Origin of the sequence: Stenotrophomonas pictorum JCM 9942 (assembly GCF_001431585.1) — a bacterium.
GTDB classification, from domain to species: domain Bacteria; phylum Pseudomonadota; class Gammaproteobacteria; order Xanthomonadales; family Xanthomonadaceae; genus Stenotrophomonas; species Stenotrophomonas pictorum.
The window spans coordinates 210,115-228,205 of sequence record NZ_LLXS01000005.1; the positions used below are offsets into that span (position 1 = coordinate 210,115).

An 18,091-nucleotide genomic window follows, 5' to 3' on the forward strand; every position below is an offset into this window, starting at 1 on the left:
GCGGTCAGGCGGCGTCGGCCAGTGTCGTTGGCGAGGTCTTTGCGGGAGGTGAGGAAAGGGTAGGGGGGACCTGCAGCGGCGCGTGACCGAACCAGTGCAGCTCGTCGGCCAGCGCGGCTACATCGCCCAGAATCAGCAGCGCCGGCGATTGCACCCGGTACAGGTGGGCGGCCTCGGGCAGGGTGTCCAGCTGGCCGCGGACTACCCGTTGGCTGGTGCGCGAGCCGTTTTCGACCAGGGCGAACGGCGTCGCCGCGCACAGGCCTGCTGCGAGCAGACCGCTGCGGATCTGGGCCAGCGTCGCCACCCCCATGTAGAACACCAGCGTCTGCCGCGGTAGCGCCAGCGCGTTCCAGTCCAGCGTGTCCAGCGAACCCTTGCAGTGCGCGGTGACCAGGCGCAGCTGCTGGGTATGGTCGCGATGGGTCAGTGGAATGCCGGCATAGGCCGCGCAGGCCAGCGCGGCGGTGATGCCCGGTACCACTTCGTAGGCGATGCCGTGTGCCCGCAGGAACTGCAGTTCTTCGCCCCCCCGGCCGAACACGAACGCATCGCCGCCCTTGAGCCGTACCACGCGTTTGCCGGCGCGGGCGTGTTCCAGCATCAGCGCGTGGATGTGGTCCTGGGCGGTGCTGTGGCCCTGCGCGGATTTGCCCACTTCAATGAAATCGGCGTCGCGTCGCGCCAGCTGCAATACCTCGGTGCTGACCAGCCGGTCGTGCAGGATCACATCGGCCTGGTTGAGCGCGCGCAGCGCGTTGAGCGTGAGCAGTCCCGGATCGCCGGAACCGGCGCCGACCAGCACCACCGAGCCGGGCGTCGCGGTCGGCTCGCCGGCCATGTCCTGCCGCAGCTGGCCTTCGGCGGCGACCCACTGCCGGCGCCGCAGCAGGTCCAGCAACGGGCCGTCGATCAGCCGGTCGAAGAAGCGGCGGCGCGCCCCCGGCTCCGGAAAGCGGGCGCAGATCTGCGCGCGCTGGTCGGTGACCAGCGCAGCCAGTTGGCCCCAGGCCTGGTCGAACAGCACTTCGATCCGGCGGCGCACGTGGCGGGCCACCATCGGCGCGCCGCCGCCGCTGGAAATGGCGATCTGCAGCGGACCGCGCTCGACCACCGCCGGCACGTGGAAGGCCGACAGCGCGGCATCGTCGACCACGTTGGCGAACAAGCGGCGCGCGTGCGCGGCGGCCGCCACGGCCTGGTTGGTCGCCGGATCATCGGTGGCGGCGATCACCAGCCAGACATCCTCGCCGAGCCAGTGGGGTGCGAACGGCCCCTGCAACCATTGGATGCGCAGGGAACGCGCCAGTTCCTGCAGGGCCTCGCTCAGTTGCAGTGCGCCGACCCGTGGCAGTGCGCCGGCGCGCAGCAGCGCCTGGACTTTGCGTTCGGCCACCGCTCCCCCGCCCACCACCAGGACGGCCCGACCCCGCAGGTCGGCAAACAGCGGAAACAGGGAGGTGTCCAAGGTCGGTGGCACGGGGCTGCGGAAGGGATGAATGACCGTACCGGCGGCCCGGAATCCCCGGAAATGACTTGCGCCACCTCGCACATGACTTTCAGTTATAAGCTGAAGGGGAAATTTGACCTACAGTCCTCCGTCCCCCTCGACCGGTGTTCCGTCTCCCGCGATGACCCTCACCCAACTGCGCTATCTGGTCGCCATTGCCGATGCCGAGATGAACATCACGCTGGCGGCGACGCGGGTGCATGCCACCCAGCCGGGGCTGTCCAAACAGCTCAAGCAGCTGGAGGACGAACTGGGCTTTCTGCTGTTCGTACGCAAGGGGCGCAGCCTGGAGTCGGTGACGCCGGCCGGTGAGGAGGTGATCAGCCGTGCTCGCGCGGTGCTGGCCGAGGCCAACAACATCCGCACCTATGCGGCCAACCAGCGCCGTGAAAGCCACGGCCAGCTGATCCTCACCACCACCCACACCCAGGCCCGGTTCGTGCTGCCGCCAGCGGTGGCGCGGATCAAGCTGGCCTATCCGCAGGTCAGCGTGCATCTGCAGCAGGCCGCCGAAAGCGACGCGCTGGACCTGCTCAGCCAGGGCGATGCCGACATCGCCATCATCAGTACGGCCGGCGGCGAACCGAGCACCGGCATCGCGGTGCCGCTGTTCCGCTGGCGGCGGCTGGTGCTGGTACCCAGGGGCCATCCGCTGGACCGCCCGGGCAAGGCGCCGGACATGGCCGCGTTGGCGGCCCATCCGCTGATCAGCTACGAATCCTCGACGCGGCCGAGCTCGTCATTGCAACGGGCCTTCGCCGCGCAGAAGCTGGAGCCGGATCTGGCGCTGACCGCGCTGGATGCGGACCTGATCAAGACCTATGTGCGTACCGGTCTGGGTGTGGGCCTGCTGGCGGAGATGGCCGTCAGTGCCGGTGACAGCGATCTGCGCGCATGGCCGGCACCGGCGGCCATTCCCGAGTGCATCGCCTGGGCGGTGCTGCCGCGCGACCGGGTGCTGCGCGACTACGCGCTGGAACTGGTGCACGTGCTGGCCCCGCAGATCGACAAGCGCGATCTGCGCCGCGTGCTCGACGGCAACCAGGCGGCCGACTGGCCGCGGCCGCCGAGCTGGGAAGAACTGACCCAGACCATCACCAGCTGAGGCGGTGCGGGCAACCGACCGCGCTGGCGTCGCCGTCTGGCCGGTGGTGTGTTCGAGCTGGCGCATCTGCCCACGGTGAGGCTTTGCTACGCTGCAGGCCGTTTCTACGAGCTCGGGGATGTGCATGGAATTTGCCGCGGTGGCCTATCGCAGTACCGCCGTGTCCGGGCTCGGCAGCGACGAGCTGGATCATCTGCTGGTGGGCGCGCGTGCGCACAACCGGATGGAGGGCGTCACCGGCGTGCTGCTGTATGACGGGCGCCATTTCTTCCAGTATTTCGAGGGGGAGGCAGCGGGGGTGGCGCGGATCTACGGGCGTATCCGCGCCTCGCGGCTGCATGTGGACCTGCAGGAGCTGCAGCACGGCCCGGTGTCGCAGCTGTATTTCCGGCACTGGTACATGGGCTGCCGCCAGACCGGCAACAGCGTACTGCAGCAGCTCAGCAGCCAGCAGTGGCGCCGCGAAGCGACCGCGTTGGACGGCGGCGGCGCGGATGACCCGCCGGGACTTCAGCAGCTGCGCGATTTCTGGGCACGCCAGGAGGGCGTGGCGCGCTGAGCCGGTTCAGATCTCCTCGTGCAGCCCGCATTCGCGCTTGAGGCCGAAGAAGCGGGTGTCCTCCTCGCGCATGCCGGGCTCCCATCGCCGGGTGGTGTGGAAATCGCCGATGGAGACATAGCCCTGTTCCCACAGCGGGTGGTAGGGCAGCTGGTGTTCCTGCAGGTACTGCCACACGTCGCGGTCGTTCCAGTCGGCGATCGGATTGATCTTGTAGCGCTCGCCGCGCCGCTGCAGCACCGGCGTGGTGGCGCGGCTGGCCGACTGCCCACGGCGCAGGCCGGTGAACCAGGTGCCGGCCTGCAACTCGTCCAGCGCGCGCTTCATCGGCTCGACCTTGCGCAGGTTGTTGTAATGCTCGATACCGACCACGCCCTGTTCCCACAGCCGGCCGTGACGGGCCTCCATCCAGGCGCGGCTGACCAGCGGCCGGTAGACCTTGAGGTTGAGCTTCAGGCGCTCGGTCAGTGCGTCGGCGAAGCGGTAGGTTTCCGGGAACAGATAGCCGGTATCGACCAGGATCACCGGGATGTCCGGTTGCTGGCTGCTGAGCAGGTGCAAGGTCACCGCCGACTGCGCGCCGAAGCTGGAGGACAGCACGTGCGTCCCCGGGGCATGTCGCAGGGCCCAGCGCACGCGATCGGCTGCGCCCATCGCTTCGAGCTGCGCATTCAACGGACCCAGGTCGTCCGGCAGGCCGGCAGCGAACGAAGGGGAGGGGGCGGCGGACAGGGCACTCATGCGTGCAGTTCCACGGGAATCTGGCGGTGGGTGGGGTAGGTGGGCAGTTCGACGATGCCGGCGCGGTGCAGGAAGTCGCCGAAGCCTTCACCGCCGGTGCGCTCGCCGGCATAGCGGGCCAGCAGCGGTTCCAGCGCGGCGAGGATCTCCGGCTCGGTGATGTTTTCGCGGTACAGCGTGTTCACGCGCTGGCCACGGTGATCGGCGCCGAGCATCAGGTTGTAGCGGCCCGGGGCCTTGCCGACCAGCGCGATCTCGCCCAGATAGGGGCGCGAGCAGCCGTTCGGGCAGCCTGAAATGCGCAGAAGGATCGGCGCATCGACCAGCCCGTGCCGCTCCAGCAGCGGCTGCAGCCTGGCGCTGAAGTCGGGCAGGTAGCGTTCGGCTTCTGCCATCGCCAGGCCGCAGGTTGGCAGTGCGACGCAGGCCATGGCCGCGCGCGCCAGTGCGGTCGGCGCGCGGTTGCCAATGTCGAGCCCGGCGGCTTCCACCAGCGCATCGATGCGGTCGCGCTGGTCGGCCGGCACGCCGGCGATCACCAGGTTCTGGTTGCCGGTCATGCGGAACTCGCCCTGGTGGATGCGGGCGATCTCGCGCAGTGCGGTCAGGTGCGGCGCGCCGGGACGGTCGGCGATCCGGCCCGAGGACAGCGACAGGGTCAGGTGCCAGCGGCCGTCGCCGCCCTCGACCCAGCCGTAGCGGTCGCCGTTGTGGACGAACGGCTGCGAGCGGCCGGGCTGGAAGGTGATGCCGGCACGGCGCTGGATCTCTACGGTCACCGTGTCCAGGCCGTGGTCGTCGATGGTGTACTTGAAGCGGGCCCGCTTGCGCAGTTCGCGGTTGCCCAGGTCGCGCTGGGTGGTGACCACGGCGGTGGCCACATCCAGCAGGGCGTCACGCGGGATGAAGCCGACGTTGTTGGCAAGGCGCGGATAGGTTTCGGCATCGCCGTGGGTGGCGCCCATGCCGCCGCCCAGGGTCACGTCATAGCCGAGCAGTTCATCGTCAGCGTCCAGCACGCCGATGAAGCCCAGGTCGTTGGCGAACACGTCCACATCGTTGAGCGGCGGCAGCGCGAAGCCGATCTTGAACTTGCGCGGCAGGTAGCGCTCGCCGTAGATCGGCTCGTCCTCGCTGCCGCTGCCGGCCACCCGCTCCTCGTCCAGCCAGATCTCATAGTAGGCGCGGGTGTTGGGGAGCAGGTGCTCGGAGGTGCGCGCGGCATCGGCATACAGCGTGGCGTGCGCGCGCGACAGCAGCGGGTTGGCCGCGACCAGCACGTTGCGGTTGACGTCGCCGCAGGCGGCCAAGGTGTCGATCAGCGCGGCGTTGATCGCCTGCATGGTCGCCTTCAGCTCGCGCTTGATCACGCCATGGAACTGGAAGGCCTGGCGGGTGGTGATGCGCAGCGAGTGGTTGCCGAAACAAGTGGCCACGGCATCGAGCTTGAGCCACTGCTCGGGGCTGACCACGCCACCGGGTGTGCGGGTGCGGATCATGAACTGGTAGGCCGGTTCGAGTTTTTGCCGGCGGCGCTCGTCGCGCACATCGCGGTCATCCTGCTGGTAGCTGCCGTGGTACTTGATCAGGGTCTGGTCGTCCTCGCGCAGCGCGCCGGTGACCGGATCGGCCAGGCTCTCGAGCAGGGAGCCGCGCAGCCGGTTGCTTTCGGCCTTGATGGATTCGACGGAGTGGTTGCTCATGTTCTGTTCGCTATGCCGGAAAGGGAGGGGCAGGCACGCCGTTCAGGCGCCAGGCATATCACCGCGACCGCGGCGACCGCACTCGGCCGTCAATACACATCCCGGCCATAGCGCCCCTCCGTGTGCAGTTGCGTGAGGTACTCGCGTGCGCCGTCCTCATCCAGTCCACCGTGTTCACGCACCACGTCCAGCAGCGCGGCATGCACGTCCTTGCCCATGCCGATCGCGCCGCACACATACAGGTGTGCGCCGTTCTGCAGCCAGTCGTACAGGTCGCGGCCACGCGTGCGCAGGCGCTGCTGCACGTAGATCTTGTCGGCCTGGTCGCGGGAGAAGGCCAGGTCGAGGCGATGCAGTTCCTTGCGGCGCAGGGCGTCCTGCCATTCGGTCTGGTAGAGGAAATCGGTATTGAAATGGCGCGCGCCGAAGAACAGCCAGTTGCGCCCCGCAGCGCCGGTTTCGGCGCGCTCCTGCACAAAGCCGCGGAACGGCGCCACGCCGGTACCCGGGCCGATCATGATGATGTCGCGGCTGGCATCAGCCGGCACCCGGAAGCGTTCGTTGGCCTCGATGTAGACCGGTAGCGGGGCGCCTTCTGCCAGCGCGGCGAGGAAGCTGCTGGCCGCGCCCTGGTGGGCGCTGCCGTGCGCGTCATAGCGCAGCTCGTCGACGGTGAGGTGGACTTCCTCGCCCACGCGCTTGCGGCTGGAGGCGATGGAGTACAGGCGTGGGGCGGCGGGGCGTACCGTGGCCAGCAGGGCCTCGGCACTCCACTCGGCTGGCCAGCGCCTCAGTACATCGATGAGCTGGTGGTCTTCGAACACCGCAGCCAGTTCGTTCTTCTGTGCCGGGTCCAGCAGGCGCGCCAGTTCCGGGTGCGCGCTGCGCTCGGCCACAGCGGCCAGCAGCGGGCGCGAGATGCGGGTCAGTTCGCGGTGCTCGGCCAGCCATTGCGACAGCGGGCGGCGGTGGCCGTCATGGGCGACGGCAGTGGCACCGTCCAGGCCGGTGGCATCCAGCACCGCCTCCACCAGCGCGGGCGGATTGCGGTGCACGATGCCCAGCGCGTCGCCCGGCTCGTAGTGCAGTCCGCTGCCCTCCAGCGACAGTTCCAGGTGATGCACGCGCTTGTCGGCGGCGCCATGGTGCGCGTAGGCCGGGCCCTTGAAGTCGCGGCCGCTGATGAGCTGGCGAGACAGCAGCTCGGCGTTGAACGGGTGCTGGGCGCTGTACACGCTGGCATGGCGCAGCGGGGTGACGTTGCTTGGTGCCGGGCTGGCTGCCTCGCTGATGTGGGTGCGTGCATCACGCAGCGCCTGGACCCGCCATGGCGCAGCCACGGTATCGATATCCAGATCGGCTTCGCCGGCCGGCTGCAGGCGGGTGGCCCCCAGCTCGGCCAGGCGCGTGTCGAGCGTGCGGGCGATGCCACAGAATTGGGCATAGCTGGAGTCGCCCAGACCGAGCACGGCGTACTTCAGTTCCGGCAGCCTGGGCGCGCGCTTGCCGGTGATGAACTCGACCAGGCCGATCGCGTCATCCGGCGGGTCGCCCTCGCCCTGGGTGCTGATCACGATGTACAGCAGGCGTTCGTTGGCCAGCTCGCGGGTCGGGTAGGCGTCGGCGCGGACCAGCTGTACCGGCAGGCCGGCGGCCTCGACCTCGGCCACCAGTTGCTCGGCGGCGCGGCGGGCATTGCCGGTCTGGCTGCCGTAGATCACCGTCAGCCGCGACTGGGCCGGCTGCGGAACCGGTTGGCCGCCGGGGATGACCGCCAGCGACGGCGGTGGATGCCCCTGGGCCAAGCCCGCGGCGAAGCCGGACAACCACCATAGGCTGTTGCCGTCCAGGCCTTCCACCAGACGTGTCAGCAGGACCCTGCGGTCTTCAGGCAAGGGGCTGGGGGGCACGACGGCAGCGGCGGAGGTCATGGGGCTGTCCGGTCCGGGTAGGGACGCTGATGCTAGGCAGCGGCCCGCGCCAGCGGAAAGGACCGGCGGTTATCGGCTCATGCAGTGCGTTTATTTCACGTGTGGCAGGCCCATGACTCAAATTTGCGCTTCTTCAGCTAGCTGAGTGGTGCATGCTGCTAGCCTATCGTCCTGCCATTTTTTGGGCTGCTGCGTCTCGATGAATTTCAACAACGACCTTTCCAACCTGGATCGCCTAGAGGCCGAGAGCATCCACATCCTGCGGGAAGTCGCTGCGGCCTTCGACAACCCGGTGCTGCTGTACTCGGTGGGCAAGGACAGCTCGGTGCTGCTGCATCTGTTGCTGAAGGCGTTCGCGCCCGGGGTGCCGCCGATCCCGCTGCTGCACGTGGATACGCGCTGGAAGTTCCGCGAGATGATCGCCTTCCGCGACCGCCGTGTGGCCGAGACCGGCACCGAGCTGCGGGTGCATATCAATCCCGATGGCATCGCCCAGGACATTGGCCCGGTCAGTCATGGCGCCGGCGTGCATACCGATGTGATGAAGACCCAGGGCCTGAAGCAGGCGCTGGACAAGTGGAAGTTCGATGCCGCCATCGGTGGCGCGCGTCGCGACGAGGAGAAGTCGCGGGCCAAGGAGCGCGTGTTCTCCTTCCGCAATGACCGCCATCGCTGGGACCCGAAGAACCAGCGCCCGGAGCTGTGGAACCTGTACAACGCCCGCATCCATCCCGGCGAGAGCGTGCGGGTGTTCCCACTGTCGAACTGGACCGAGCTGGACATCTGGCTCTACATCTACCGCGAGAAGATTCCGGTGGTGCCGCTGTACCTGGCGGCCGAGCGGCCGGTGGTCGAGCGCGACGGCAGCCTGATCATGGTCGATGACGAGCGTCTGCCGCTGCGGCCCGGCGAAGTGCCGCAGCTGCGCAAGGTGCGCTTCCGCACGCTGGGCTGCTATCCGCTGACCGGCGCGATCGAGTCCGAAGCCGACACGCTGGAGGCGATCATCGCCGAGATGCTGGTGTCCACCACCTCCGAGCGCCAGGGCCGGCTGATCGACCACGACCAGTCCGCCTCGATGGAGAAGAAGAAGCTGGAGGGCTATTTCTGATGAACGCCGCAACCCCGTCTTCACAGATCGCCTCCTATCTGCAGCAGCACGAATCCAAGCCGCTGCTGCGGTTCATCACCTGCGGCAGCGTGGACGATGGCAAGAGCACGCTGATCGGTCGCCTGCTGTACGAGAGCAAGCGCCTGTTCGACGACCAGCTGGCCGCGCTGGAGGCCGACAGCCGCCGCCATGGCACCCAGGGCGAGCGCATCGATTACGCGTTGCTGCTGGACGGGCTGGCCGCCGAGCGCGAGCAGGGCATCACCATCGATGTGGCCTACCGCTATTTCGATACCGACCGCCGCAAGTACATCGTCGCCGACTGCCCCGGGCACGAGCAGTACACCCGCAACATGGCCACCGGCGCCTCGACCGCCGACGTGGCGGTGGTGCTAGTGGATGCGCGCAAGGGGCTGCTGCCGCAGACCCGTCGCCACAGCTACATCATCTCGCTGCTGGGCATCGGCCAGGTGGTGCTGGCGGTGAACAAGATGGACCTGGTCGGCTACGACCAGAGCGTGTTCGAGCAGATCGTCGCCGATTACCGCGCGCTGGCCGCGCAGCTGGGCATCGCCAATGTGCAGGCCATTCCGCTGTCGGCGCTGGAAGGGCAGAACCTGTCCAGCCATTCCAGCCTGATGCTGTGGTACGAAGGTCCGAGCCTGCTGGAACATCTGGATACGGTGCAGATCAGCGGGCACGACGTGACCAGCGGGCTGCGCCTGCCGGTGCAGTGGGTCAACCGCCCCAACCAGGATTTCCGTGGCTTTGCCGGCACCATCGCCGCCGGCCAGGTGCGCGCCGGCGACGAAGTGGTGGTGCTGCCCTCGGCGCGCCGCTCCACCGTCAGGCAGGTGCTGGGCGTCAATGGCGAAGTGGCCGTGGCCACGGCCGGGCAGGCGGTGACGTTGACGCTGAGTGATGAAATCGATGTCAGCCGTGGCGATGTGATCGCCGCCGCCGGTGATCCGCCGGAGGTGGCCGACCAGTTCGCCGCGCATGTGCTGTGGATGGACGATACCGCGCTGCTGCCCGGGCGTCCGTACTGGCTGCAGATCGGCAGCCGCACCGTGGCCGCCAGCATCAGCGAGATCAAACACCGCATCGATGTGAACACGCAGGAGAAAATGGCCGCCAAGCGGCTGGAACTCAACGAGGTCGGCTACTGCAACCTGTCATTGGACGAGTCGGTGGCGTTCGCCCCGTATGCCCACAATCGCGCGCTGGGCGGTTTCATCCTGATCGACCGCCAGACCAATGCCACCGTCGCCGCCGGCACGCTGGATTTCGCGCTGCGCCGCGCCGGCAACGTGCACTGGCAGCATCTGGATGTGGACCCGGCCGCGCGCGCGCGGATCAAGGGCCAGCAGCCGAAGGTGCTGTGGTTCACCGGGCTGTCCGGCGCCGGCAAGTCGACGATTGCCAATCAGGTGGAAAAACGCCTGCATGCGCGCGGCTGCCACACCTTCCTGCTCGATGGCGACAACGTGCGCCATGGCCTGAACCGCGATCTGGGCTTCACCGACGAGGACCGGGTGGAGAACATCCGCCGGGTGGCCGAAGTGGCGCGGCTGATGGCCGATGCCGGGCTGATCGTGCTGGTGAGCTTCATCTCTCCGTTCCGCGCCGAGCGGCAGATGGCCCGCGAGCGCTTTGCCGACGGTGAATTCATCGAGGTGTTTGTCGATGTGCCGCTGGCGGTGGCCGAGGCCCGTGACGTCAAGGGCCTGTACCGCAAGGCCCGCGCCGGACAGATTCCCAACTTCACCGGGATCGATTCACCGTACGAGGCGCCGGAGAACCCCGAGCTGCACCTGTATGCCGATGGCGAGGCGCTGGAGGCGATGGTCGACCAGGTGGTGCGGCTGGCGCTGCGCTGAGCCGCCAGCGTCAGGCCGGCCCGAAGCGGGCCGGATCCGGGCGCCCCCCTCTAACGGCACATCCGGCCGTCACTTCGGCCAGCTAGACTGACCGATCGTGTAGCTGACGGATTTACCTATGTTGGGGCGTTTTGTCGCCACCGTTGCCGGTGGCACTGTCTTGGCGCTGGCCTTGGCCGGTTGCAATCGTGAAGGCGCCCAGGCGCCACGCCAGACCGCTGGTGCTGTGCCGGTGACCACCCAGATCGTGCAGCTGTCGGCCTGGAATGACACCTTGCAGGCGCTGGGCACCACCAAGGCGCGCGAGTCGGTGGTGATCACCGCCAAGGTCAGCGAAATCGTCGACACGGTGCATTTTGAAAGCGGCCAGCAGGTCGCGGCCGGCGCGCCGCTGGTCACCTTGCGCGGCGACGCCCAGCAGGCCGCGCTGGCCTCGGCCCAGGCGACCTTCGCCGAGGCCGACCGGCTGTACCAGCGCCAGCGCGAGCTGGCTGCGCAGCAGCTGGTGTCCCATTCCACCTTGGACACGCAAAAAGCCATCCGCGATGCCGCCGAGGCCCGCGTGCGGCAGATGCGCGCCGATATCGGTGACCGCCAGGTCCGCGCGCCGTTCGCCGGCGTGCTGGGTATCCGCCAGATCAGCCCCGGCGCGCTGCTGACGCCGAGCACACCGATCGCCACGCTGGATGACCTGTCGCGCATGCATGTCGATTTCCCGCTGCCGGAGGCCGAGCTGGCGACGCTGCAGCCTGGCGACAAGGTCGTCGGCAGCAGCATCGCCTGGCCCGGGCGTACCTTCGAGGGACGGGTGAGCACCATCGATGCGCGGGTCGATCCGGGCAGCCGCGCGGTGACCGTGCGCGCCGATTTCGCCAATGCCGATCACGCGCTGCGTCCGGGCATGCTGCTGGATGTGCGCCTGTTCCGCCCCGAGCGGCAGGCGCTGGTGATCCCGGAGATCGCCGTGGTCCAGGTCGGTCGTGACTCCTTCATCTACCGGGTCAAGGACGATGCCAGCGTCGAGCGGGTCGACGTCAAGACCGGCACCCGCCGCGCCGGCGTGGTGGAAGTCATCGACGGCCTGAGCGCCGGTGAGCGCATCGTCATCGACGGCACCGGCAAGCTGCGTCCGGGCATCAAGATCGAAGATGCCAAGCCGGCCGCCGCCGCGCCGGCGCCCGCCACGCAGGCGGCTGCCGGATGAAGCTGTCCGACCTTTCGATCAAGCGGCCGGTGCTGGCCGTGGTGATGAGCCTGCTGCTGGTGGTGCTGGGCTTGATGTCGTTCAGCCGGCTGACCCTGCGCGAGTTGCCGGCGATCGATCCGCCGATCGTGTCGGTGTCGGTGGACTACACCGGCGCCTCGGCCGCGGTGATCGAAAGCCGCGTCACCCAGGTGCTGGAAGACGCGCTGGCCGGCATCGAGGGCATCGACACGATCAACGCGCGCAGCACCAATGGCCGCGCCTCGGTCAGCATCGAGTTCAATGCCAACCGCGACATCGAGGCCGCCGCCAACGATGTGCGTGACGCGGTCAGCCGCGTCGCCGACCGCATGCCCGAAGAAGCGCGGCCGCCGGAGATCGCCAAGGTCGAGAGCGACGCCGACCCGATCATCTGGTTCAACATGAGCTCCAGCTCGATGGACACGCTGGAGCTGAGCGACTACGCCGAGCGCTACGTGGTGGACCGTTTCTCCAGCATCGACGGGGTAGCGCAGATCCGCATCGGCGGCCGGCAGCGCTACGCGATGCGGGTGTGGCTGGACCGCGACCAGCTGGCCGCGCGCGGCCTGACCGTGGGCGAGGTGGAAGCCGCGCTGCGCAGCGAGAACGTGGAGCTGCCGGCCGGGCGCATCGAATCGGCCGACCGCGACTTCACCCTGCGCGTGGAGCGCAGCTACGTGGCCCCGGCCGACTTCGCCAGCATCCCGCTGGGCAAGGGCGCCGACGGCTATGTGGTGCGGCTGGGCGATGTGGCCAAGGTCGAGCTGGATTCGTCCGAGCGTCGCGCCTACTACCGCAGCAACGGCGAGCCGGGCATCGGCCTGGGCATCGTCAAGACTTCCACCGCCAACGCGCTGGACGTGGCGCGGCTGACCCGCGCCGAGGCCGAGCGGATCGCGCCGAGCCTGCCTAAGGGCACGCAGATTTTCGTCGCCTTCGACAACACCACCTTCATCGAGGCCGCCGTCGAGCGCGTCTACGCCACGCTGGTAGAGGCGATGCTGCTGGTACTGGTGGTGATCTGGCTGTTCCTGGGTAGCCTGCGCGCGGCGCTGATCCCGGCGGTGACCGTGCCGGTGTGTCTGGTGGCTGCGTTCATCGCGCTGTTCGCGTTCGGCTTCTCGATCAACCTGTTCACACTGCTGGCGCTGGTGCTGTGTATCGGCCTGGTGGTCGATGACGCCATCGTCGTGGTGGAGAACGTGCAGCGCCGCATCGACCTGGGCGAGCCGCCGCTGGTGGCCGCCCGTCGCGGTACCACCCAAGTGGCGTTCGCGGTGATCGCCACCACCGCGGTGCTGGTGGCGGTGTTCCTGCCGGTGGGCTTCCTGGAAGGCAATACCGGCCGCCTGTTCCGCGAGCTGGCCGTGGCGCTGGCCGCGGCGGTGGCCTTGTCGGCGTTCGTGGCGCTGACGCTGACGCCGATGATGGCCTCCAAGCTGCTCCGGCCGCATAGCGAGCGCAAGGTCGGGCGTCTGCACGGCTTCATCAACCGCCAGCTGGAACGTGTCTCGGCCGCCTACGGCCGGGTGCTGGACCGGCATGTGCAGCGGACCTGGATCTTCGGCGTAGTGATGCTGGCCGCGCTGGGCGCCAGCTGGGGCCTGTTCAAGCTGCTGCCCTCGGAGCTGGCCCCGGCCGAGGACCGCGGCTCGTTCCAGATTGTGATCGACGGCCCGGAAGGCGCCGGTTTCGACTACACCGTCGGCCAGGTGCAGCAGGTCGAGCAGATCGTTGCGCAGTTCGTCGGCCCGCAGGAACCGATCGTCCGCGCCAACCCGCGCGTGCCCGGCGGTTGGGGCAACAGCGAGGAAATGCACACCGGCCGCATCAGTGTGTTCCTGCAGCCGTGGCGTGATCGCACCGAAGCCACCAGCGACGTGGCCAACGACCTGCAGAAAGAATTGAACGGCCTGAGCGGGGTGCGCGTGCGCACCATGGTCGGTGGCGGGCTGGTGCGCAGCATGGGCCAGCCGTTCCAGATCGTGCTCGGTGGCCCGGAGTACGCCGAGATCGCGCAGTGGCGCGACCGTCTGCTCGCCCGCATGGCCGACTACCCCGGTCTGGTCGGCGCCGATTCGGACTACAAGGAAACCCGGCCGCAGATGCGGGTCAACATCGACCGCCAGCGTGCGGCCGACCTGGGCATCTCGGTGACCGACATCGGCCGTGCGCTGGAAACGATGATGGGCTCGCGCCGCGTCACCACCTTCGTCGACAACGGCGAGGAGTACGACGTGCTGGTGCAGGCCGGGCGTGAAGGCCGCGCCTCGCCGGCCGATCTGGCCGCCATCCAGGTGCGCGCGCGCTCCGGTGAACTGGTGCCGCTGTCCAACCTGGTCACGCTCAGCGAGGTGGCCGAGGCCGGCAGCCTGAACCGCTTCAACCGGCTGCGCTCGATCACCATCAGCGCCAACCTCGCTCCCGGCCACACCCTGGGCGAGGCCATCGCCTGGGTACAGGAGGCCGCCCGTGAGGAGCTGCCCGACTACGCGCAGATCGACTGGAAAGGCGAGTCGCGCGAGTACCAGAGCACCGGCAGCGCGGTGCTGCTGACCTTCGGCATGGCCCTGCTGGTGGTGTACCTGGTGCTGGCCGCGCAGTTCGAGAGCTTCATCCACCCGCTGGTGATCATGCTCACCGTGCCGCTGGGCGTGCTCGGCGCGCTGCTCGGGCTGTACATCAGCGGCGGCACGCTCAACCTGTTCAGCCAGATCGGCATCGTCATGCTGGTCGGGCTGGCGGCCAAGAACGGCATCCTGATCGTGGAATTCGCCAACCAGCTGCGTGATGAGGGCCGCAGCGTGCACCAGGCCATCGTCGAATCGGCGATGGTGCGCCTGCGCCCGATCCTGATGACTTCCATCGCCACCGTGGTCGGCGCGATTCCGCTGGTCGTGGCCGGCGGTCCCGGTTCGGCCAGCCGCGCCACCATCGGCGTGGTGGTGATCTTCGGTGTCACCGTGTCCACCTTCCTGTCGCTCTTCGTGGTGCCGGCGTTCTACGCGCTGCTGGCGCCGTACACGCAGTCGCCGGAGACGGTGGCCAATGAACTGGCCAGGCAGGAGCAGGAAACGCCCTCGGTCGGTGGCCATGCCTGAGCCGCTGCTCGACGGTCGCGTGCGGTTGCGGCGCTGGCGCAGCAGCGATCTGGAATCGCTGCTGCGCCATGCCAACGACGCGGCCGTCGCGCGCGGGCTGAGCACGCGCTTTCCGCATCCGTACACGCGGGCCGATGGCCAGGCGTTTCTGGGCGGGCAGGTGCTGGACCTGGACGGACCCGTGTTCGCGCTGGTGATCGACGGCCAGGCCTGCGGCGGGATCGGGGTCACCCGGGGCCAGGGCGAGCGCCGGCATTCGGCGTCGCTGGGCTACTGGCTGGGGCGGCGCTACTGGGGGCAGGGGGTCATGAGCGCGGTGGTGGCCGCCTACGCACCGTGGGTGATGGCCGAGCTGGCGCTGTCGCGGCTGGCCGCGCAGGTGATGGCCGGCAATCCGGCCTCGGCGCGGGTGTTGTTGAAGAACGGATTCGACGAGGAAGGCGTGGAGCGCCAGTCAGTGCTGAAGGACGGGCAGCTGCATGACATGCGCTGCTTCGCCCGTCTACGGATGTTGCCGTAATACAGGGGGCGGCCCTGCACAGGGCTGCACAATCGTGGAAAAATCGGCCGGTCCCGTAGACCGGGGCCGGCCACTTTAAGCTTTCCGGGGAACTACGTGGAATCTATCGTCGAATTCGTCAACGGCATCATCTGGAGCAATGCGCTCATTTTCATGTGTCTGGGCGCGGGACTGTGGTTCACGCTGCGCACGCGCGTCATGCAGATCCGCGGGTTTGCCGAGATGTGCCGGCTGACGGTGCGCGGGCAGAAGTCCGAGGCCGGTGTGTCCTCCTTCCAGGCGCTGGCCATGTCGATGGCCGGGCGCATGGGCGTGGGCAACATCGCCGGCGTGGCTACCGCCATCGCCTACGGCGGCCCCGGCGCGATCTTCTGGATGTGGGTGATGGGCTTCCTCGGCGCCTCCACCTCCTATGTGGAATCCACCCTGGCGCAGATCTACAAGGTCAAGGACGCCGAGGGCCGCTACCGCGGTGGTCCGGCCTACTACATCGAAAAGGCGATGGGGCTGAAGTGGTATGCGGCAACCTTCGCGGTGGCCACGGTCATCGCCGCCGGCTTCCTGCTGCCGGGCGTGCAGGCCAACGCGATCGCCGACAGTGCGGTCAATGCGCTGTGCACCGGCGGTGACGCCTGCGCGGTGGTCGGCGGCGCGGCCAGCCTGAAGCTGTGGATCGGTCTGCTGGTGGCCACGCTGCTGGGCGTGATCATCTTCGGTGGGGTCAAGCGCATCGCCAGCTTCGCCGAGGTGATCGTGCCGTTCATGGCGCTGGGCTTCATCCTGATGGCCATCGTGGTGATGATGCTCAATGCCAGCAAGGTGCCGACGATGTTCGCCGACATCTTCTCCAGCGCCTTCGGCGCGCATGCGGCCTTCGGCGGCATCATCGGCCAGGCCATCGCCTGGGGCGTCAAGCGCGGCATCTACGCCAACGAGGCCGGCCAGGGCACCGGCCCGCACGCCGCCGCCGCCGCCGAGGTCTCGCACCCGGCCAAGCAGGGCTATGTGCAGGCCTTTGCGATCTACTTCGACACCATGCTGGTGTGCACCTCCACCGCGTTCCTGGTGCTGTCCACCGGTATGTACAACGTGTTCCGCGAAGTCACCGAGGGCGGCGTGAGCAAGCTGGAGGCCATCATCAGCGGCGTGCCCGGCGTGCAGCCTTCCGAAGGGGCGCTGTTCACCCAGGCCGCGGTGGAATCGGTCATGCCCGGCTGGGGCGCCGGCTTCGTGGCGATCGCGCTGTTCTTCTTCGCTTTCACCACGATCATGGCCTATTACTACATGGCCGAAACCAACCTCACCTACTTGGCCGGCAGCAACCGCACCCATCCGGCCGCGACGCTGGTGCTGCGCCTGGGCATCATGGGCATGGTCGTGTTCGGTGCCTTCCACAATGCCAAAATGGCGTGGGCGCTGGGTGATATCGGCGTCGGTCTGATGGCCTGGCTGAACGTCATCGCCATCTTCATCCTGCAGAAGCCGGCAATGCTGGCGCTGCGCGATTACGAACGGCAGAAGAAACTGGGGCTGGACCCGGTCTTCGATCCGGATGCGCTGGGCATCAAGAACGCCGATTTCTGGCGCGTCAAAAAATAAGAGAGACATGCAGTGAGCAACCCCTGGAACAACCGCCGTCCTTCCGTCCGCCCGCCGCGGGCGATCCCGCCGGCGCCATCGCGTGAGGGCGGCGCCGGCGGCCCGCCGATCCGCGGCAACGACGAGCTGCGCCTGTACGGCGTCAATGCCGTGCAGACCATGTTCGCGCGCCGCCCGGAGGCCATGCGCAAGCTGTACCTGGCCGAGGCGATGATCCCGCGGCTTCAGCCGATGCTGAAGTGGTGCGTGGCCAACCGCGTCGGCTACCGCGTGGTGGGCGAGGGCGATCTGAACAAGCTGGCGGCGACCACCCACCACGAAGGCGTGGTGGCCGACGTGCTGCGTACCGAGCCGCTGCCGCTGGCGACCTGGCTGGGGGGACTGCAGGACGGCCCGGTGCTGGCGCTGTGGCTCGATGGCGTGGGCAATCCGCACAACTTCGGCGCGATCCTGCGCTCGGCCGCGCATTTCGGGGTCAACGCGATCCTGCTGCCGTCTGAATCGACGCTGGCCCTGTCTGGCGCCGCGGCGCGGGTGGCCGAGGGCGGCGCCGAGTTCGTCTCGCTGGTTCGCCTGCCGGCACTGCCGCAGGCTATGGCGCAGCTGCGCGATGCCGGCTTCAGCTTGGCCGCGACGCTGGTCGAGGACGGCGACGATGTGTTCAACACGGCGCTGCCGGCGCGCATGGTCTATGTGATGGGTGCCGAAGGGCAGGGCATGGACCGCGAATTCGCGCAGGGCTGCGACCTGCGCCTGTCGATCCCGGGCACCGGTGCGGTGGAAAGCCTGAACGTGGCTTCGGCCACGGCGGTGTTCCTGGCCAGCTGGCGCCGGCACCACGGCGTGGCCTGAGCCACCGCGGGGGCGGGATGACAAAGGCGCCGCAGGGCGCCTTTGTTTTGTCCGCTGGCCGGAATTGGCGCCGCCCGCTGGCCGTTCCCGGCTCGTGCGCGACCGTTTTGCGGCCGTGCACGAGCGATTTCTGGTCGGTCACGACCATTTTCGGCCATGCGCGAGTGATTTTCGGTCGTTCACGACCATTTTTCGGTCGCACGCGAGCGAAAAATCGCCGAAGCCGAGCGATTTTTGCTCGATTGTCCTGAAAA

Annotated in this window: 12 protein-coding genes and 1 pseudogene; 9 read left to right on the forward strand and 4 right to left on the reverse strand. The window is 68.3% G+C overall.

Annotated features, from left to right (window positions below):
* Positions 1 to 4: 4 nt before the first annotated feature.
* Complete coding sequence (cysG, locus tag ARC78_RS02110; protein ID WP_057505628.1) at positions 5 to 1,468, reverse strand: siroheme synthase CysG; 1,464 nt, start codon at positions 1,466 to 1,468, stop codon at positions 5 to 7.
* A gap of 163 nt (positions 1,469 to 1,631) precedes the next feature.
* Between cysG and ARC78_RS02115 the strand changes: the two genes are divergently transcribed.
* Together ARC78_RS02115 and ARC78_RS02120 are read left to right on the forward strand one after the other, a co-directional pair.
* A complete protein-coding gene (locus tag ARC78_RS02115) occupies positions 1,632 to 2,615 on the forward strand; it encodes a LysR family transcriptional regulator (RefSeq protein WP_057505629.1) in 984 nt (327 codons plus the stop codon).
* Positions 2,616 to 2,739: 124 nt separating this feature from the next.
* Positions 2,740 to 3,174, forward strand: a complete 435-nt coding sequence (locus tag ARC78_RS02120) for a BLUF domain-containing protein (protein WP_158499972.1) — start codon at positions 2,740 to 2,742, stop codon at positions 3,172 to 3,174.
* A gap of 6 nt (positions 3,175 to 3,180) precedes the next feature.
* Here ARC78_RS02120 and ARC78_RS02125 read toward each other — a convergent pair whose 3' ends face one another.
* The 3 genes from ARC78_RS02125 to ARC78_RS02135 all read right to left on the reverse strand — a co-directional run bounded on the left by ARC78_RS02125 (position 3,181) and on the right by ARC78_RS02135 (position 7,549).
* On the reverse strand, positions 3,181 to 3,915 hold the full coding sequence (locus ARC78_RS02125; RefSeq protein ID WP_425478360.1) for a phosphoadenylyl-sulfate reductase: 735 nt from the start codon (positions 3,913 to 3,915) through the stop codon (positions 3,181 to 3,183).
* A complete protein-coding gene (gene cysI, locus ARC78_RS02130; RefSeq protein WP_057505630.1) occupies positions 3,912 to 5,618 on the reverse strand; it encodes an assimilatory sulfite reductase (NADPH) hemoprotein subunit in 1,707 nt (568 codons plus the stop codon). Before cysI ends, ARC78_RS02125 begins: the two co-directional genes overlap by 4 nt.
* A gap of 89 nt (positions 5,619 to 5,707) precedes the next feature.
* Positions 5,708 to 7,549 (reverse strand): assimilatory sulfite reductase (NADPH) flavoprotein subunit, encoded by a 1,842-nt coding sequence (locus ARC78_RS02135; RefSeq protein WP_057505631.1) that lies wholly within the window; start codon positions 7,547 to 7,549, stop codon positions 5,708 to 5,710.
* A 199-nt stretch (positions 7,550 to 7,748) separates the two neighbouring features.
* On the opposite strand from ARC78_RS02135, the gene cysD reads away from it, so the two are divergent.
* The 7 genes and pseudogenes from cysD (at position 7,749) to ARC78_RS02170 (ending at position 17,837) form a co-directional block, all read left to right on the forward strand.
* On the forward strand, positions 7,749 to 8,660 hold the full coding sequence (gene cysD / locus ARC78_RS02140; RefSeq protein ID WP_054659263.1) for a sulfate adenylyltransferase subunit CysD: 912 nt from the start codon (positions 7,749 to 7,751) through the stop codon (positions 8,658 to 8,660).
* A gap of 26 nt (positions 8,661 to 8,686) precedes the next feature.
* A pseudogene (gene cysN, locus ARC78_RS02145) lies at positions 8,687 to 10,540 on the forward strand (sulfate adenylyltransferase subunit CysN); the annotation flags it as partial.
* Positions 10,541 to 10,658: 118 nt separating this feature from the next.
* Positions 10,659 to 11,744 carry an efflux RND transporter periplasmic adaptor subunit gene (locus ARC78_RS02150; protein WP_057505632.1) on the forward strand — a complete coding sequence of 362 codons (1,086 nt, stop codon included), beginning with the start codon at positions 10,659 to 10,661 and terminating at the stop codon, positions 11,742 to 11,744.
* Positions 11,741 to 14,866, forward strand: coding sequence for an efflux RND transporter permease subunit (locus ARC78_RS02155; protein ID WP_057505633.1), 3,126 nt, complete (start codon positions 11,741 to 11,743; stop codon positions 14,864 to 14,866). Before ARC78_RS02150 ends, ARC78_RS02155 begins: the two co-directional genes overlap by 4 nt.
* Positions 14,859 to 15,386 (forward strand): GNAT family N-acetyltransferase, encoded by a 528-nt coding sequence (locus ARC78_RS02160; protein ID WP_057505634.1) that lies wholly within the window; start codon positions 14,859 to 14,861, stop codon positions 15,384 to 15,386. Before ARC78_RS02155 ends, ARC78_RS02160 begins: the two co-directional genes overlap by 8 nt.
* A 96-nt stretch (positions 15,387 to 15,482) precedes the next feature.
* Complete coding sequence (locus ARC78_RS02165; RefSeq protein WP_057505635.1) at positions 15,483 to 16,985, forward strand: alanine/glycine:cation symporter family protein; 1,503 nt, start codon at positions 15,483 to 15,485, stop codon at positions 16,983 to 16,985.
* Between the two features lie 12 nt (positions 16,986 to 16,997).
* Positions 16,998 to 17,837, forward strand: coding sequence for a TrmH family RNA methyltransferase (locus ARC78_RS02170; protein WP_057505636.1), 840 nt, complete (start codon positions 16,998 to 17,000; stop codon positions 17,835 to 17,837).
* Positions 17,838 to 18,091: the final 254 nt, after the last annotated feature.

Excerpts from the sequence above, each read along its gene's own strand:
- ARC78_RS02115 (WP_057505629.1), top strand. The coding sequence starts at position 1,632 with ATGACCCTCACCCAACTGCGCTATCTGGTCGCCATTGCCGATGCCGAG.
- ARC78_RS02120 (WP_158499972.1), top strand. The coding sequence starts at position 2,740 with ATGGAATTTGCCGCGGTGGCCTATCGCAGTACCGCCGTGTCCGGGCTC.
- ARC78_RS02125 (WP_425478360.1), bottom strand. The coding sequence starts at position 3,915 with ATGAGTGCCCTGTCCGCCGCCCCCTCCCCTTCGTTCGCTGCCGGCCTG.
- cysI (WP_057505630.1), bottom strand. The coding sequence starts at position 5,618 with ATGAGCAACCACTCCGTCGAATCCATCAAGGCCGAAAGCAACCGGCTG.
- ARC78_RS02135 (WP_057505631.1), bottom strand. The coding sequence starts at position 7,549 with ATGACCTCCGCCGCTGCCGTCGTGCCCCCCAGCCCCTTGCCTGAAGAC.
- cysD (WP_054659263.1), top strand. The coding sequence starts at position 7,749 with ATGAATTTCAACAACGACCTTTCCAACCTGGATCGCCTAGAGGCCGAG.
- ARC78_RS02150 (WP_057505632.1), top strand. The coding sequence starts at position 10,659 with ATGTTGGGGCGTTTTGTCGCCACCGTTGCCGGTGGCACTGTCTTGGCG.
- ARC78_RS02155 (WP_057505633.1), top strand. The coding sequence starts at position 11,741 with ATGAAGCTGTCCGACCTTTCGATCAAGCGGCCGGTGCTGGCCGTGGTG.
- ARC78_RS02160 (WP_057505634.1), top strand. The coding sequence starts at position 14,859 with ATGCCTGAGCCGCTGCTCGACGGTCGCGTGCGGTTGCGGCGCTGGCGC.